This window comes from Bacteroides sp. MSB163, from assembly GCF_036416795.1.
In the GTDB taxonomy this organism is placed as follows: Bacteria; Bacteroidota; Bacteroidia; order Bacteroidales; family Bacteroidaceae; genus Bacteroides; species Bacteroides maternus.
This window is the reverse complement of sequence record NZ_CP143867.1, coordinates 3,234,706-3,252,454: the sequence shown is the minus strand read 5'-3', so window position 1 is coordinate 3,252,454 and position 17,749 is coordinate 3,234,706. Positions and strand designations below refer to the sequence as shown.

The 17,749-nt window shown below is 41.7% G+C and carries 10 protein-coding genes; 2 read left to right on the top strand and 8 right to left on the bottom strand.

Translation table 11 applies throughout. From position 1 onward, the window contains the following. Positions 1-2 precede the first annotated feature (2 nt). Positions 3-887 carry a TraB/GumN family protein gene (locus VYM24_RS11930; RefSeq protein ID WP_330940121.1) on the top strand — a complete coding sequence of 295 codons (885 nt, stop codon included), beginning with the start codon at positions 3-5 and terminating at the stop codon, positions 885-887. A 476-nt stretch (positions 888-1,363) separates the two neighbouring features. Beyond that, positions 1,364-2,896: a PAS domain-containing sensor histidine kinase gene (locus VYM24_RS11925; RefSeq protein WP_330940120.1), complete on the top strand. Its 1,533-nt coding sequence runs from the start codon at positions 1,364-1,366 to the stop codon at positions 2,894-2,896. A 342-nt stretch (positions 2,897-3,238) separates the two neighbouring features. Here the strand turns inward: VYM24_RS11925 and VYM24_RS11920 are convergent, their stop codons facing one another. The 8 genes from VYM24_RS11920 to VYM24_RS11885 all read right to left on the bottom strand — a co-directional run bounded on the left by VYM24_RS11920 (position 3,239) and on the right by VYM24_RS11885 (position 17,669). After that, positions 3,239-5,533, bottom strand: a complete 2,295-nt coding sequence (locus tag VYM24_RS11920; RefSeq protein WP_330940119.1) for a GH92 family glycosyl hydrolase — start codon at positions 5,531-5,533, stop codon at positions 3,239-3,241. A 26-nt stretch (positions 5,534-5,559) separates the two neighbouring features. After that, positions 5,560-6,531 (bottom strand): glycoside hydrolase family 130 protein, encoded by a 972-nt coding sequence (locus tag VYM24_RS11915; protein WP_299096645.1) that lies wholly within the window; start codon positions 6,529-6,531, stop codon positions 5,560-5,562. Positions 6,532-6,560: 29 nt separating this feature from the next. Then, positions 6,561-7,868, bottom strand: a complete 1,308-nt coding sequence (locus tag VYM24_RS11910) for an MFS transporter (protein WP_330940118.1) — start codon at positions 7,866-7,868, stop codon at positions 6,561-6,563. Between the two features lie 13 nt (positions 7,869-7,881). Next, complete coding sequence (locus VYM24_RS11905; protein WP_291553244.1) at positions 7,882-10,158, bottom strand: GH92 family glycosyl hydrolase; 2,277 nt, start codon at positions 10,156-10,158, stop codon at positions 7,882-7,884. A gap of 253 nt (positions 10,159-10,411) precedes the next feature. After that, positions 10,412-11,569, bottom strand: a complete 1,158-nt coding sequence (locus VYM24_RS11900) for a DUF1735 and LamG domain-containing protein (protein ID WP_330940117.1) — start codon at positions 11,567-11,569, stop codon at positions 10,412-10,414. Between the two features lie 24 nt (positions 11,570-11,593). Continuing rightward, the gene (locus VYM24_RS11895; protein WP_330940116.1) at positions 11,594-12,712 is read right to left on the bottom strand and encodes a glycoside hydrolase family 18; all 1,119 of its coding nucleotides are present in this window, start codon (positions 12,710-12,712) and stop codon (positions 11,594-11,596) included. 35 nt (positions 12,713-12,747) lie between these two features. Next, on the bottom strand, positions 12,748-14,367 hold the full coding sequence (locus tag VYM24_RS11890) for a SusD/RagB family nutrient-binding outer membrane lipoprotein (protein WP_330940115.1): 1,620 nt from the start codon (positions 14,365-14,367) through the stop codon (positions 12,748-12,750). Positions 14,368-14,381: 14 nt separating this feature from the next. After that, positions 14,382-17,669, bottom strand: a complete 3,288-nt coding sequence (locus VYM24_RS11885) for a TonB-dependent receptor (protein ID WP_330940114.1) — start codon at positions 17,667-17,669, stop codon at positions 14,382-14,384. Between the last annotated feature and the right edge of the window lie 80 nt (positions 17,670-17,749).

Genomic DNA, 17,749 nt, shown 5'->3' with positions numbered 1-17,749 from the left:
TAATGAAAAAGATTTTAGGTATTCTCCTTTTTATCGGCATCGCACTGAATGCCAATGCACAGTTACTCTGGAAAATATCCGGTAACAGCCTGGAAAAGCCCTCATACATTTTAGGAACACACCATTTAGCTCCGTTAAGCATAAAAGACAGCATTGCCGGCTTGCCACAAGCAGTAAACGGTACTTCACAAGTATATGGAGAAGTAGTTATGTCCGAAGCGATGTCCCCTGAATTCATGCAAACGATGCAGCAAAACATGATGATGGCGGGAGATACTACCCTTCAGGCTCTTTTTACCCCCGAGCAATATGAGTTAGTAGGCAAGGCTGTAAAAGAAAATCTGATGGCAGACATTGCCATGTTAGCTAAAATGAAACCGGCTTTCATCACCCAGCAATTGACTCTGATTTTATGTATGAAGCATTTGGGTGGTTTCAACCCACAAGAACAACTGGATACTTACTTCCAGCAACAAGCTATACAGAGTGGCAAGAAAGTAGGCGGTTTGGAAACTCCGATATCACAAATCAACATACTGCTCAATAGTCAGACATTGCAACGCCAGGCAAATCTGCTTTACTGTTTAGTAAGTGACATCGATAAAGCTATGGATCAAACTAAACGCTTGAACAATGCCTATAAAGCTCAAAACCTGGACGAAATGTTGAAACTGATGGAAGAGCGTGACGGCAACTCTTGTGACCCTCAACCGGGAGAAATGGAAGATCTGCTAGACAACCGCAACAAAGCCTGGATTGAGAAAATGCCTTCAATCATGAAGGAAACCCCTACTCTCTTTGTAGTGGGTGCAGGACATCTGCCGGGAACAAATGGTGTATTGAACCTATTGAAAGAAAAAGGTTATACAGTGGAACCAATGAAATAAAAACTATAAATTCTCTCTTTACTAACATTTTATAAACACGAAAACGATGAAAATATCGGGTGATTGCAAGTGATTGCAGTCACCCGTTTTTATCATAATCCCCCTTTTACTTCCTCAATTCTATACTTTTATGCACCACGATCCTTCTTATTTGAGAAAATAATCTTACTTTTGCACCAAAGTCTTGCAAGTTATAGCGATAATCTGCAATAATGACTTTATTTTATGAGAACGCAAGAAGCGAAAGTTATTATCCCTGGCCATTCGGAATCTGGAAAATTCAAAAACACTGCGGGGTAATAGCAACAGTTTCTTCACGTCTATGTTATTGTATACTTAGGCGTGAGGACTGTTGTCTATTTACAGTGTGGGCATTTTCCAGAGCCTCGAATGGTAATAGACATAACAGTCCTCGCGCTTTTTTATATATTAACCTCCGCCAAAGAGGATAGGCGGAAACTATAAAAACACTAATTATGCAATTTCCATTATTTGGAGAAATACAACTCTTTTTATTGCTCAGTGTTATATTTGTAGGGTTTCTATATTGGATAAACCGCAAATATAAGAGCTTTAATAAACAGATTATCAAGGCTATTGATATTCCAGTTTATTTAATAAACAAACAAGGTATTGTGCTTAAATTATTGAACGAGCCTACAGAAAAGGCTAACCTACTCCCACTCAATAACCTGGGGAAACTCAATCTCCGTAATTTGATTATAACCACTGAAGAATATCAAAAACATATAGCATTATTACAGAAAGTCCTGGAAACACATACTCCCGAAAGCCTGATTGTAAAGATCAAAGTAGAAACTGGGGAAGAATTATATGTTTCGGTACGAATGGTATATTTAAATCGAGAGCGCGTCATCGCTTTTGTACGCAATATTACAGAAAGCGAAAATCAACGACAGGAAAATGAAAAATACCGTTACTTTCTGGAAAGCATACTCGAAAACCTTCCAATCGCAACTACGGTAAAAGACAATAATAATAAAGGACTCTATCTTATCTGGAATAAAAAAGCCTCGGAAATGGTAGGAATATCATCAGAAAAAATTATCGGCCATCCTGAAAGTGAATTCAATCATCTGATGCCCGATAATTTCATACAGGAAACCGACAGGCAGGTAGCGGAAACAGGCCTTCCCCAGTCATACATCAAAGTTTTCTCCAATCCTAAGGGACAAAAACACACGTTATCCTTTCACAAAACGCTCGTTTCCTATAACAATGGACAAGAATGCTGGATAGTAAGTTCCGCACTGGATATAACAGAATTATTGGAAGCCAAAGAAAAAGCAGAAGAGTCCAACCGCCTAAAATCTGCTTTCCTTGCCAATATGAGTCATGAAATACGCACTCCCCTAAATGCGATTGTTGGCTTTTCATCCATATTATCCGAATACATTCAGAATGAAGACATGAAGGAATACGTACATATTATTGAAGAAAACAACCAACTACTCTTACAACTGATAAATGACATACTCGATATCTCACGCATAGAAGCAGGTATACTCGAATTCGTCGAAGGAAACATGAATGTCAACGATACCCTTCATGAAATATATACTACCGTCAAACTAAAAATCACATCTGACATTGATATCCGTTTTTTACCCGGCTTGGAACAATGCATCATTCATACGATACCCAAACGAGTAAAACAAGTTATAAACAATTATGTGTCAAACGCCATAAAGCATACCCCAAAAGGCTATATCGATATTGGCTATAACGTGCCACAAGAAGGCAAAATACGTTTTTTTGTACGAGATACCGGAACTGGCATTCCGGCTGAAAAACAGAAACACATCTTTGAACGGTTCGTCAAATTGGACAGTTTTAAACAAGGAACAGGATTAGGACTCTCTATATGCACCATGATCGCCGAAAGAATGAATGGTGAAATAGGAGTAAATTCAGTTCAAGGCAAAGGTTCCGAATTTTGGTTCAAGATACCTTATACCCCGGTTGAAGCATATACTTTGTCCCAATAAAGAGTACCAAACCCTTATATCTGCAATATAAAACCTTTAAAAGAAAAAAGGTATATTAGGATTTAATACCCAACATACCTTTATTCGTCATTAAGTACAAGACGAGATATCAATAGCCCCAAAAGCTGAAAATCTGTCTGAAATCACAATCTGATTATCAAATGATTACAAGAAGTTAGCTCCTTGTCGACAGGCTCCTTATTTTCAATCGACCAATAAGTTGCCATCTATAAAGAAACATGGATGCTCCCTATCTTTAAAACCTCCTAATCCAAAGTTTTTTTATCTTTTGCCTTATTTTTTACTTTCGTGCGATAAGTATATACAGTTATCTTCTTTATACTATCGAAGTATAAATCTCAGCGCTCCACCTTTTACCAGTTCTTCATGACTGATGCGGTAACGGGATAATTTCTTCCCTCCTAACTCCATCTCACGAATGTATAAAGATTCTGTTGAAGGGCGCTCAGTTTCTATCACCAGCCTATCGCTTTCCCAAGTATCAGAGTCAAGACGAATCACCACCTTATCGAATACAGGCGTAGTAAGGGTATAATACAGATCACCAGGACAGTCGGGGTAAAATCCTATCATATTAAAGATGGCCCAGGTAGACATGGTACCGGTATCATCATTACCGGGAATACCATCGGGAGCATTTTTAAAATACTTCTGCAAAAGCCTTTGAGTCTCTTTTTGCGTACGCCATTCTTCACCCTTGAAATAAGAAAAGAGATGAGCGTAGGCAATATCAGGTTCATTGGCAGGATCATAGAGACCATCGTCAAAGACACGCTGAAGTTTTTCAATGAAAGGTTTCTGTCCACCCATAAGACGGGCAAGACCTTTCACATCGTGAGGAACATAGAAACTGTAATTCCAGGCACATCCTTCATGAAAACCGGGATTCGGTTCAAAATTCTCTCCCTGTCTCGGATTGAAAGGTGAATAGAACTGACCGTCAGGCAGAATGGGGCGGAAAGTACCAAATTCCTTACTATAGTAGTGTTTATATCCCAATGAACGGCTATAAAAAAGACGGGCATCAGCCTGATATTTCTGCGCTTCTGCTTTTTTACCCTGTTCCGCTGCCCGTTTACCCAATGCATCCGCCAGCAGGGAAAGAGAATAATCCGCAATATAATACTCTAATGCATGAGAGACTGAATTATCGTACTGTTCACGCAAAGGAACATATCCCAATGACATATAATCATCATTATCCGGCCTTAGCAAATTCTCGGCACTGGGCAAAGTGGCAGATTTATACATAGCTTCATAAGCCAGATCGATATCAAAATCACGTAAACCTTTCAACCAGGTATCAACGATGACAGGAATAGACGGGTCACCCTCCATAGTCAACGTTTCACGTCCGTAGAGTTCCCATTTGGGTAGCCAACCATGTTCGCGATACATATCAAGCATGGAACGCACCATTTGTAACTGACGTTCGGGATAAACCAGCGTAAGGAGCTGGTGAACGTTACGATACGTATCCCAAAGCGAGAAAACAGTGTAACGGTCTCCTTTTGTTGTCAGAATCTGATCACTCTCCATGACGGGATACTGACCATTGACATCTTGCAGGATATTGGGATGTATCAATGTATGGTAAAGAGCAGTATAAAAGACCGTTTTCTGTTCTTCCGTTCCGCCTTCGACAAGGATACGCGAAAGATCCTCATTCCAACACATACGGGCATCAGCCAATACCTGACTGAAATTCTTTCCACTTTGCTCTGTATCCAGATTCAGACGGGCATTCTCGATGCTGACAAAAGAAACTCCCATTTGCACTTCAATCTGTTCACCTTCCGTCGTGTTGAAAGTAAGAAAAGCACCGATATCATCTCCGGCTATTTCCTTACGATAACGGGTATAAAGTTTGTAGCGTCCGTTGTCGGGATCCCATTCAGCTTCCACTCCGGTCATGGGCCGCTGCTTTTTCCAATAACCGCCGGATACCGGTTGCTTGTTAACACGCATTACAAAATAAATGGGAAATACTGCCTGGGGGTTATAACAGAAAGTTCCCAATAATTTCATACCTTCAAATTCAGTGTCACTCACCTGTTTCAGGAAAGCACCGGTTTCATTAGTCAGTCCTTCACCCAAATTCAGTAATACATGACTCTGTCCGGCAGGAAACGTAAAACGTGAAACACCCGTGCGGGAAGTGGCAGACACCTCAGTCTTTACATTATAGCGAGTGAGGAAATTACTGTAATAGCCCGGAGAAGCCTGTTCATCTTTATAACGACTTCCATATTCCTTATAATCTACAGACAATTCACCTGTAGTAGGCATCAGCAATAAAGATCCCAGTTCGGGACATCCCACACCGCTCAGATTGACATGCGAATAACCGGTGAAAAAACAATTGTGATACTCGTAAGGAGTAGACCACCAACGAGCATCTTTATCATACTTATTATCTTCCGATCCCATCACATTGAAAGGGACCACGGACATCATTCCATTGGGACAGACCGCTCCCGGATTAGTAGTTCCGAAATTGGTAGTACCGATGAAAGGATTGACATAGCTTATAGGTAAAGAACCCTCTCCACCTCCGGCAAACACCGGAAGCAGACAAAGGGCAGAAAGTGTGTAAGCCAATAAAATACGTTTCATAGTCGACTGATTCTTTAAGGGATTAACTATACAATGCTGTTTTTCTTCGTAAATTCTATGATTTCCGAAATATAACCAAAGGCCATGCCAACAACTGTATCGGCAGCGCCATAATACACAGCTACTTTATCTCCATCCTGCAAAGAGGCACAAGGGAATACTACATTGGGCACATCTCCCTGCAATTCATAAGGAGCAGCAGGTGCAAGCAGATACGGGCGGGTACGATATAACACTTTGTCTGGATTCTCTTTATCAAGAATAGCCGCTCCCATGGAATAGCGGAAACCGTTGCAGGTAGTAATAACTCCATGATAGAATATCAACCAGCCCTCTTCAGTAAGGAACGGAACAGAACCTGCCCCTATCTTCGTACACTGCCATGCACTTTCGGGGAAAGGAGTAACTTTCATCACACAACGATGTTCCCCCCAATATTTCATATCCGGACTGTAACTGATGTAAATATCTCCAAACGGTGTATGACCGTTGTCGCTCGGACGACTCAACATAGCATATTTACCATCTATCTTCTGCGGAAAAAGTACCCCGTTGCGGTTAAAAGGCAAAAAGGCATTTTCGCACTGGAAGAATTCTTTGAAGTCGAATGTATAACCGATACCAATTGTAGGTCCGTGGTAACCATTGCACCAAGTAATCCAATAACGATCTTCAATCCAAGTGACACGCGGATCATATTTATACTCGGACTCTATCATCTCCGTATTCCCCGCCTTAAAGCTGATGGGCTCGTGATTTATCTCCCAATTGATTCCGTCTTTACTAAAGCCTGCAAAGATATTCATCTGCACCGACTTATTGTCACAACGGAACACACCGGCAAACCCGTCTCCGAACGGAACTACCGCACTGTTGAAAATACTGTTGGAACTCGGAATGTGGTAACGCCCGATAACCGGGTTCTTAGAATAGCGCCACATGACATCTGAGCAACCTTCAGGACGTTCTTCCCAAGGTATTATAATTTTACTGTCCATAATTCTTCTTATTTATATTGTTAATAATATCATTTTTTCTTTTCATCCGGATAGGTAAACGGCACAAAATACGTTATCAGGAATGCCGGAATAGTAGCAAACATCGTGAAGATGAAGAATGTCTTATATCCCAACGCGTTACTGACAAAGCCACTGATAGAACCCGGCAACATCACACCCAAATTCATGATGCCTGAAGCAAAAGCATAGTGAGCCATCTGGTGCTTACCGGGTGCCACCTGCTGCATCATAAACAGCGACAGACCTACGAATCCGAAACCATAACCGAAATATTCAAGCACAATGGCACCGCCTATCAACATGCCATTCTCCGGCTGATAAATGGCCAGTAGCGTATAAGCCAGAAACGGAAGATTGAAAATGCAGCACAGTGAAAACAGCGTGCGACTCAACCCTCTGTGAGATATATAATAGCCGGCCAACAGGGAACCCAGCACAAATGCAGCCGCCCCATAAGTACCATAGTACAAACCTATCTCCTGTTCTCCCAATCCCAGACCACCGACTGAACGTTCCGCCTTCAGAAACAACGGCACTATCTTCATGACAAAGCCTTCGGCCAAACGATAAAGAATGATGAAAGTAATGTAATACCAGATATGTTTCTTCTGAAAGAAGTTCCGGATCACTTCCACCAACCGGTTCCAGGTTTCCTTGCCCGATGTCGTGCCCGTGGCAGCAGTTCCTCCCGAAGGCAACATACGCATGTGATACACTCCCAGCAATACCATTACGACAGCCAGAATGAACATAACCGTCATCCAAGCCTGTACTGTGGCTTCATGACGAACGGTCTCCTCCGCTCCCGGAACTCCCCCATAGTATTTCAGCAACCATCCTGCCAACCAAACTAACCCACCGGATGCGACAATCTTAGCAATATTATAGAAAGCACCTTGCCAACCGATATATTTAGCCTGATCCTGCTTATCCAATTCTGACATATAAACACCATCGGTTGCCACATCATGCGTCGCCCCGCTGAAAGCAATAATCGCCAGTAAAGCAATACATACGGCAAAGAAAGCCGGAAGATGCAACGCCAACGCTACCAAGGCAAAGCCTGTCCCGGTAATCAGTTGTGTCAACACTACAAAGAATTTCTTCGTTTTGAACATCTCCAGAAACGGACTCCAAAGGAATTTCAGTGTCCAGGGCAGCATAATCAGTGATGTCCACAAAGCAATCTGTGCATCATCAATGCCCAAGCCTTTAAACATCAGTACAGATACCATATTCAACACCACAAAGGGAAGCCCCATAGCAAAGTAGACGGTGGGTACCCAGGAAATCGGATTACGACTATTTCGACTCATACCTATTTGACTTTTATTTCAGCGGTTCACCGCCCATCGTTAATTCCAGAGTACCACCGTCTATCATATCTTGATGTGCAAAAAAGGGCGTATTCAGTTCTTTACCATTCAGGACCATCTTCTGCACATACTTGTTCTCGCGACTATTATTATGTGTTACGACGGTAAAAGTCTTCCCGCCTTTCAGGTGAATGGTTGTTTTATCAAATAAGGGACGGCCGATAGAATACACAGGTTTGCCCGGACATACCTGATAGAATCCCATTGCATTGAGAATGTACCAAGCAGACATCTGTCCGCAATCCTCGTTACCCGAAAGTCCGTTCGGATCATTAAAATAAAGTGTATGCAAAACTTCATCTACCAATTCCTGAGTTTTGTATGGCTGTCCTACATAATTGTAAAGATGTGTAATGTGATGACTCGGCTCATTGCCATGCGCATATTGTCCGATCAACCCTGAAATATCAGCAGATACCAGTTCCCCTTCCAAAGCGGAATTAGCCGTAAACAGTGAATCCAGTTTACCTATAAAAGCTTCACGGCCTCCCATCAATTCCACTAATCCTTCTACATCATGAGGTACAAACCAAGTCCACTGCCAGGCAGTTCCTTCACAATAATCATCACTGCGGTGATTGGAAGAACGGGGATTGAAAGGTGTACGCCAGTTACCCTCACTATCCAGCCCACGCATGAAACGGGTGGAAGGATCAAAATAATGCTTGTATCCTTTACCAAACTCGGCATATTTCCGCTGATTGTCTACATCGCCCTGTTCACCGGCAAGAACAGAAATACACCAGTCATCGTATGCGTATTCCAGCGCTTTGGCTACCGCCTCATTATCTTTATCGCAAGGCACATACCCAATCTTATTCTTCCAATATTTAGCCTGTGGCATCAGATGGGGCAATACCAAAGGAGGGCACTTTATCCCTGTCGTATCATATTCGGCAACACGCAAACAAGCCTGATAGGCCTCTTTCACGTCAAAATCACGGGCACCTTTCATATAAGCATCCGTGATGACGGAAGCCGCATGATAGCCGATCATCGTACCAGTATAGTTTCCGGCCAACTCCCACATCGGGAAGACACCGCCTTCACGCTGCTTTAGAAGAAGAGAACGGATAAATGCCTCATTCAAATCCGGATCTATGATGGTCATCAAAGGATGATAAGCACGGAAAGTATCCCATAAAGAAAAAATGGTATAGACAGGTTGGTCCACACTTCCCTGGTGAGGTTTCAAATCCATACCCAGATAGCGGCCATCAGCATCTGTAAACAGGTTAGGCTGCACGCCTGTATGATAAAGTGCAGTATAGAACATAGTGCGCTGATCAGCATTTTCTGTTTCGATATCTATCTTTGAAAGATAATCATTCCAGGACTGGCGGGCAGCCTTCTTCACTCCGTCAAAATCCCATCCGGGAATTTCAGCTTCCACATTCTTGCGTGCCCCATCCATATCGACAGCCGAAACGCCTACTTTCACAAGCACCTGTTCATTTTCTCCGGTTTCGAACTGCAATAAGACTTTAGCGGTGGGCAACAGCGGACCGTCTGCATCCAATGCCATAGAATCGGTCACTAATGTATAGGTGAAAGGCTTGGAGAACTTAGCATAGAAATTAATATATTGGTCGAAAGCCCAATATACGGTTTTCTTATGTCCGCGGATTTCCGTATCACTGATCACTTCCAGTACCATATCCTCATTCGTCTGACGTTGCAGACTATAATCCAAATCGAGAATAAACCCGGCATCCGCTGCTTTCGGGAAGGTATAACGATGAATAGCGGCACGTTTGGTTGCGCTCAGTTCTGCTTTGACCCGATAACGGTCTAAGTATACGGAATAATATCCCGGTTCAGCAGTTTCATTTTCATGAGAAAATGCGGAAGCATAGGCCATCTGCTGACTTTCCGTCCCCATAGCCTGATAGCTTTGCTGTCCTACGGTGGGCATCAGCAATACGTCACCATAGTCACCACAGCCGGTGCCATTGAGATGGGTATGTGAGAAACCGTTGATCGTGGAGTCAGCATAATAATAGCCGGAACAAGCATCCCACTGATAAATACGCGTATCAGGGCTGGGTTGAATCATCCCGTTTGGAACTACCGCTCCGGGATATGTATGTCCATGTCCGCCTGTACCGATAAAGGAATTCACGTAGGATGCGTGGTCTTGTTGCTGAAGCACATATGTACAACTACAAACCGCCATTCCCAGTAATAGGAAAGCACTCGCCTGCTTTGCAATGGATTTCATGTTTTTCATTATTAAATTCAGTTTAATGAGCATTGACGCTCTTTTTTGCACTATGTATCAATAATACAACTCACTTTGTTGAAATACTACCCTTAGAGTTTCAATTTTAATTTTAATTAGCATATCTCCTGTTGTTTCATTCTAAAACAGAAATGCAAGTTCCTGTAACTATTAACTACAAAAACTTGCATTTTACTGTAAAACAAGGCTTGTTTTTATAGTAAACAAGACTATAAAGCCTTTCTGAGCTTCAACTATAAAGTTATTTTATGGTTACCGGTTCATCCAAATCAATAATATTGAGAGCTGAACGTCCTCCATTGACCAGACCATCCATACCATGCCCCGAAGCATCTTTCACTTTCCAGGTATCTCCATCCTGGAACTGGTCTGTTCCGTTCAGTTTATAATAGGCGGCAAGTCCCTCTGATTTCGGATCAACGGTAATCATATTCTGCTTTATTTGGTTTTCCGTACGAGATACATTCCAAAGTCTGACTTCACTCATGCGACCAAAGAATGGACGTTCACCCCACATGAATCCTGCCACTTTTCCGATAAAGAACCCTCCTGCATTGGCCGTAAGGTCAAAGTTAGGCGTATCCCAAGTAGCTTCCGAAGCCTTCTCACCATTGATATAGATGGCAGCCTTTCCAGTTGGTTGGTCGTACGAGAATGCTACATGATACCATTTCTCTGCTTCCAGCCCTTTCGAAACGCTGAACTCCTTGCTACCGGCAATCTGCAAATGATTAGATAATACCAAAGGCGTATCGCCAATACGGAAAATCAACTTACCTTCACACCCCATAACCGTATTGTTACTTCCAAACCAACTCACATTAATCAATGCCTCATACGTAATGGAAGTGAACAGTGTACCCGGCATCAGAGGAACCTTGATATAGTTACTATAAACCTTAGCCACTTTCATAATACGTACCGGTTTAGTGACAACAAAGTAGACAATATCTCTTCCTTCAATAACAGGCAAAGAAGATGACTTGATACGCACTGGCAGAAGATAAGACTTTCCCTCTTCTATACTTTTCAGATTAGAAAACTGCAAAGAAACCAATTCCGCATACACCTGACCATTAGGCACTACAGAGGAGCCACTACCCAGCTTCACATTAGATGCCTCAAAAGTTTCATATTCCGTACCGTATTTCTTATTATACGCTTCTACAACGCTAGGATCCGCTACCTCATAGGACACCTCTACCGAAATAGGATATAAAGAAGATACCCGTGCCTGCAAATCATGAGTTATTGCTTCTGCATCAGTTACTTCAATTACATATTCCTTGTTTTCAAAATAAACCTTAGGTTCCAACAAATCACTTTCGCTATCATTGCAGCTACCTAACAGCATGACAATAAAGCAAAATGCTATATATTTCAATAAATATTTACTCATATCCTTTAGATTCTAAAATTTAATTTACTTATTTTCCTTTTTATTCCCCTGCTCAACTTTCCATTCATTGAACACACGTTGGTTAATTTGTATCGCTTGACGCATCCACTTATAATCAGGTGTATTGTCATAATCATTATCAAAGCGATAGGCTCCAACACCACCTTTATATCCTTCGTCAGGCATATGAGCTGCTTGCCTTAATAAAACCCCACCACTTGAAGCAGAAGACTCAAAGTCATCTGTTATAATGACCTTTTCAGGCATATTCCCCGGTACTGAAAAACCGGGTTGAGATGAACCGTAAGCCTGTATTATCCAATAATCTATATAATCATTTATTTCGTCAGAGAAACTATTAACATGACCATCAATACACAATAGTTTATGTCCTTTCCCTTCCGGGTCACTTTTAGGACCAATGTATTTCCCCATTTCTTTAACCAGAAATCCAATGTTTTCATTATGTAAAGTACCATCGGAATCATTAAAACCACTGACCGGTTCCCAGTCAATATCAAAGCCATCCCATTCACCTACTACCAATGAGTCACAAAGTGCTTTGGCAAAGTTGGATAATGCTTCCTCCAGATTTTCTGTATTATACAAATCATGAGAGGTAAATCCCCAAAAATCCCAACGTGCATATTTTCGTTCCGTTGCAAGTTTTGAATCAGACCATCCTTCTTCTCTAGCCTTCTTTTCCACTTCCGCATAAACAGAATTAGGGGTTCTTCCCTTTCCTAAATGCGAAAGCAGACTAACTTCCAACAATTTTATACCTTTTACTTTCTGCACAAATTCCTTGTCTTTCTTTTGTGCTTCCGTTATCTCGAATCTTCCGGGAGCACCACTCCACATAGATATAATATCCATGCTATCGGGTACAGAAGACAAATACCCCTTTCGCATCGCTCCCGATGGAGTCCAGTTAGAAAACCATCCAAACGCTACGGGACGACCATAGTTATTGGCGGTTGCTTTATATTCACGCAAGTTGGCATAATAAGCTTCACTCTTCGCATTATCCAAGGTGTTGTATCCACCGATGTGATCAATTTCTATATTTTCTACATCCGTACAAGATGTTGCCATCATGCTCAGTAACGGAATGATATATAATATTTTTTTTAATGCTTTCATATTCTTCATTATTGTATTAAAACTGTTTCTATAGATTATCGCTTACAATCCCACCATAAACAGGTAGAAGACTTATCTTCACCGCCCTGACCATTATTAAACAACTGCAAAGCAGCTTTTAACTCTTCTGTATCTTTGAAACTTGCGGGATAAATCATACGGCGAACGCCTCCTTCAACAGTAGCCCCTTGGAATGAACCTTCGTTCACCATTACAGGATTCAAATCCGGATAACCGGTTCTTCTCCATTCTGTCCAGGCCTCCTGGCCATTCGGAAAGAGTGCGATCCATTTCTGAATGATAATTTTCTCCAGTTTCTCTTCCTGACCACCCTCAAACTTGGCAGTAACAGCATGAGGTGCAGCAAAACTACAAGAATAACGTCCTCCAAATTCATGTTTTACAGGTATCTCATCAGAGTTCATATAGTTATCAACAGAAGCGGAAATGCCATTTTCCTGGAATGACATTGCAATACCTTGTTTATAGAGTTCATCGGCACTTCCAAACTCGCCTCCCCATACCAAAGCAGCTTCAGCACGTAAGAAATAAACTTCAGAAGCACGCATCCAGTAAGTAGGAGTACTATCTTCTATTTTAGGTTTAGAGAATAACTTATAAACATCATTCTGACCATAACGATGTCCGGCTGGTACAGCTTGATATTTTTTACCATCGTCAGCTAATTGTCCAAACTCGCTAGTTGCATCTACCGGCTTGAAATAAGCACTTAAACGAGGATCTTTATAGCCCATCAAATAAGAAAATATAGACGATCCCATACGTGTTTCATTGTACTGTTCAGACAACCAGTTAATGTTGTTGCGGAAAGTAATGCCTGCCCCCACACTCATTTGCGCTTCTTCATCCTTATTAGTCATTACACCAATAGAGTGTGTAACTGCCTGAAGTGCATATTTTTTAGCCATTCCCTCATCGGCAAAACGAATACGTATAGCCAAACGAAGCATCAATGAATTGGCATACTTCACCCATTTCCTAGTATCCCCCGCATAAACGGCATCGAAATCTTCCATCAGAACGACCCCACCTTCAGCTTTCAACGTCAATACGTCAATGGCCTCAGTCAAATCCTGAAACATGGCCGTATACACATCTTTCTCTGAATCAAAAGGAATGTTCATTGTTGCATCCGCCGCATGAGAATAAGGTATTGGTCCGAACGACTCCAGCGCTTTGTGCCATGCTGAAATTTTCAGTATTTGCGCCAATGCAAAAACTTCAGGGGTATTGTTCTTTTCAGCAGAAGCTTTCAATTTTTTCCAAGGAACGAGCACATTCGTGTACGCACTTGTATAGGTAGACGAAATCATAGCATCCAACAAATAATAAGTCGGGTGCGAATTGCCTCCCCAATCATTATTCTGTCCGAAAAAACCACTCCAACAATCTCCTGAAAGATGATAAGCAGTCTGATAAAGATTAATAATATCCGTATCATCGGCTTGTGTCCCCACAGGAAAAACTGTTTTTTGCATACTTGTCACTGATCCACCTACAGCAAAGCCATCTCGTATACCTTCTTCGTCAGTCATTCCCTGACGATCTGTATTGATATTCTCATAATCACATGACACTAATAGCGACATGGCGCATATACTTGCTAAGAGTTTATATTTATTTATCTTTTTCATAATAAAGCGGTCTATTACAATTTAAATTTAATACCAAAGCCAAAGCTACGCACGCTTGGCTGCATAAAATAATCATTACCTTGCCCGTAAGTAGCGGTAGAAGGGGTCAATTCGGGGTCAAACGGAGCTTCACAATACAACATCCATGGATTGTTTGCGATAAATGAAAGTGTAACGTCCTTCAGCACATTTTTAAACCATTTGTTAGGCAACGTATAACTGAATGTCAACTCTTGTAAACGGATATTAGTAGCACTGTAGACATAATATCCGGAAGTTTCATAACCTCCCGTACCAATCATCTGATAATAAGTCTTTGCATCTACTCTACCTTGTCCCGGCAATAAGGCACCTCCCGCATCACGTGCTTCAGCCGAACGTTTTGAGACACCAAAACGATCAAGCAATGCCTCGGTAGAAGACGTTACTATACCACCAAAGCGTCCATTAATTAAGAAACTTACCCCAAATCCCTTATATGACAAGGCGTTGTTCCATCCCATATTAAAGTCTGGAGCTACCTTTCCTAAATAAACGGGGTCACCAGCTTCTACACCATACGTACCATCGGCTTTTATTTCCACATACCCTTGGTGATCTTTCTTCAGGAACGTATTGGCATAAATATCATGAATGCTGCCACCCTCTTTTAAGATAATACGGCCTTTATCTTTCTTCACTTCAGAAATTTGAATCGGATCATCCAACAAATCGGTATGATAGCCATTTACCATCTCTTTGATTTCATTGATATTGCGTGAGAAAGTGAGTGTAGAAGAAAAAGCCAGTCCATTACTTAACTTATCATTGTAGCCTAATGAAGCTTCCCAACCACGGTTCTCCACATCACCCGCCTGCAGATAAATCTGTTTATAACCGGTAAATTCCGGAAGGCTTCCCAAGAAAGTCTGGTTCTTTGTATTAGAATGATAGTAAGTGATCTCCGCACTCAGTTTATTCCACAAGCGCAAACTCAAACCGAATTCATACGATTTAGTACGTTCTGCCTTGAAGTCAGTGAACGGATAAATAAAGGTCTCTTTCATAGCACCGCCTGAAATAGGTGTTGTCACCGTACCCGGAGTCAACCCCGAACGGGAAATCGGTGCACCAACTTCGGTGAACGAACCACGCAACTTCAGGTAAGAGATGAATTCAGGCAATTTCACCATCTCGGAAACGATGGCTGACAAACCGACAGAAGGATAAAAGAAAGATTCTTCATTCGTGTTTACGAGGCGAGAGTTCCAGTCATTACGTCCGGTCAGCGTCAGATAGAGCATACTCTTCCAGCCTAATTCCACATTGGCAAAAACAGCATGATTGCGCACACGGCTATCACCTCCCTTTTCAGAAATACGGCCGTTGGCGGGATCTATATTGACAGCATTAAAATCGTTGGTTACACCAAGCAAAGTGCCCTTATACCCTCTCTCTAACAACCAATAATTGGAATAACTCCAACCCAAGTTGGCAGAAAGACTGAAGTCCTTGATACGCTTGTTGATATTCATCATAAAGTCGGCATATTCCTGACGATCGTTATAATTACTGTATCCGTAATGTCCTTTCTTACCTTCTGCAAATTTCTGATCAGAAGTGGCGAAAATCTTACGTTCAAACAGTACCTGAGTATCATCCATTCTAAAACGGGCAGCAGCATTCAACCAATCGGTTATATTATAAGTCAATCCTACATTGAACATATAACGACTCTTTTCATTGGTAGCCACATTACGATATGCCGTCCAATAAGGGTTTTGAGAAGCATAAACCGGATCTGCTACAGGCCAATTCTGCTGAGGAATCTTACGCCCGTCATTGTAGGTTTCAAATGTTTTAATCGCTTCAAAACTCTCACCACGCGGGAACAGATAGGCAGCCATCACCGGATTCCAATACTGGCCTTGCGAAACCATATTTCTATCTTTCTGCTTCACATAAGATGCTCCAAGATCAAGCTGCAACTTATCATTAAAGAAGGTAGCGGTATTGCGAATGGTAAAGTTCAGACGGTCATAAGCGTTATTAGGCACGATACCTTTAGAATTGGTAGACGAAATAGAAGCGAATGTCTGGTTCTGTTTTGTCCCCGTAGTCAATGTCAATGAATTGATGAAGTTGGTACCTGTATTGAAGAAATCATTCTTCGGGTCGTAGTTTGACGGAGTTGCCAGTTTTTCTCCCCAGCTATCATACGCATCCTTCTTGTTTCCATACGTATTCTGAAAATCCGGAGTCATATATGCCTTGCTGAATTCGGTAGAAGAAGAGACAGAAATTTGCAGTTTACCTTCCTTACCTTTCTTTGTAGTAATCAGGATCACACCATTGGCGGCACTACTACCATATAGAGCCGCAGCCGAAGGGCCACTCAGTACAGAAAGGCTTTCAATATCTTCAGGGTTAAAATCTGCAATACCTTCAGTGCCGGCTTTGCCTTCACCCATAATGCCGCTATCCGTATTCCCCATATTGGTGTTGAATAAAGGAATACCGTCCACCACATACAAAGCATTATTATCACCTTCGATTGACTTTGCGCCACGCATCACCACGCGGGTAGCGCCACCTACACCACTGGCACTTTTATTGATGCTTACACCGGCAATTTTACCATTCAGGGAATTAACAAAGTTAGCATCTTTCACTTTTACAAGTTCATCCTGATCAACCTTTTGTACATTATAGCTCAATGCTTTCTCTGCACGTTTAATACCAAGAGCTGTAACAACCACTTCATTCAGCTTCTGTGCATCTTCTTGCAGCAAAATATTCAAGGCCTGATCGTTAACTATGGTTACATTCTGTGTAGTATATCCCACATAAGATATTTCCAGTACATCACCTTTATTTACGATCAGATTGAACTGACCATCCAAATCCGTAATGGCACCGGTGGGAGCATTTTTTACTTTGACATTCACACCGATCAGCGGTTCTCCGGTTGCATCTTTCACCACACCGGTCACTTTTATCTGAGGTTCCTGCTGGGCAACCTGTTTGGTAGACAGAATGATTTGTTTGTCCATGACCGTATACGTAACATTGGTCCCACGGAAGATATCATTCAGCACATCTATAATTTTCCCGGATTTATTTTTCACCGAAACTATACGATTCGTCTGAATCGTCTTATCATTATAAAGGAATACATAATCGGAGTTTTCCTCTATTTTATTCAACACTTGCTCTACAGAAACATTCTCCATAGAAAAAGGCATTCGGGTGCGCTGGGCATACCCATTCTCGGCGGGAAGCTGCAATACAACAGCAAAAAGTAGTATCAGACTTATCCTCATAGGTAAAGGAAGTTTTATATTTAAGGTATATTTAAGGCATAATGCATTAAATGAATGATTATTTTTCATACATTTGCGGT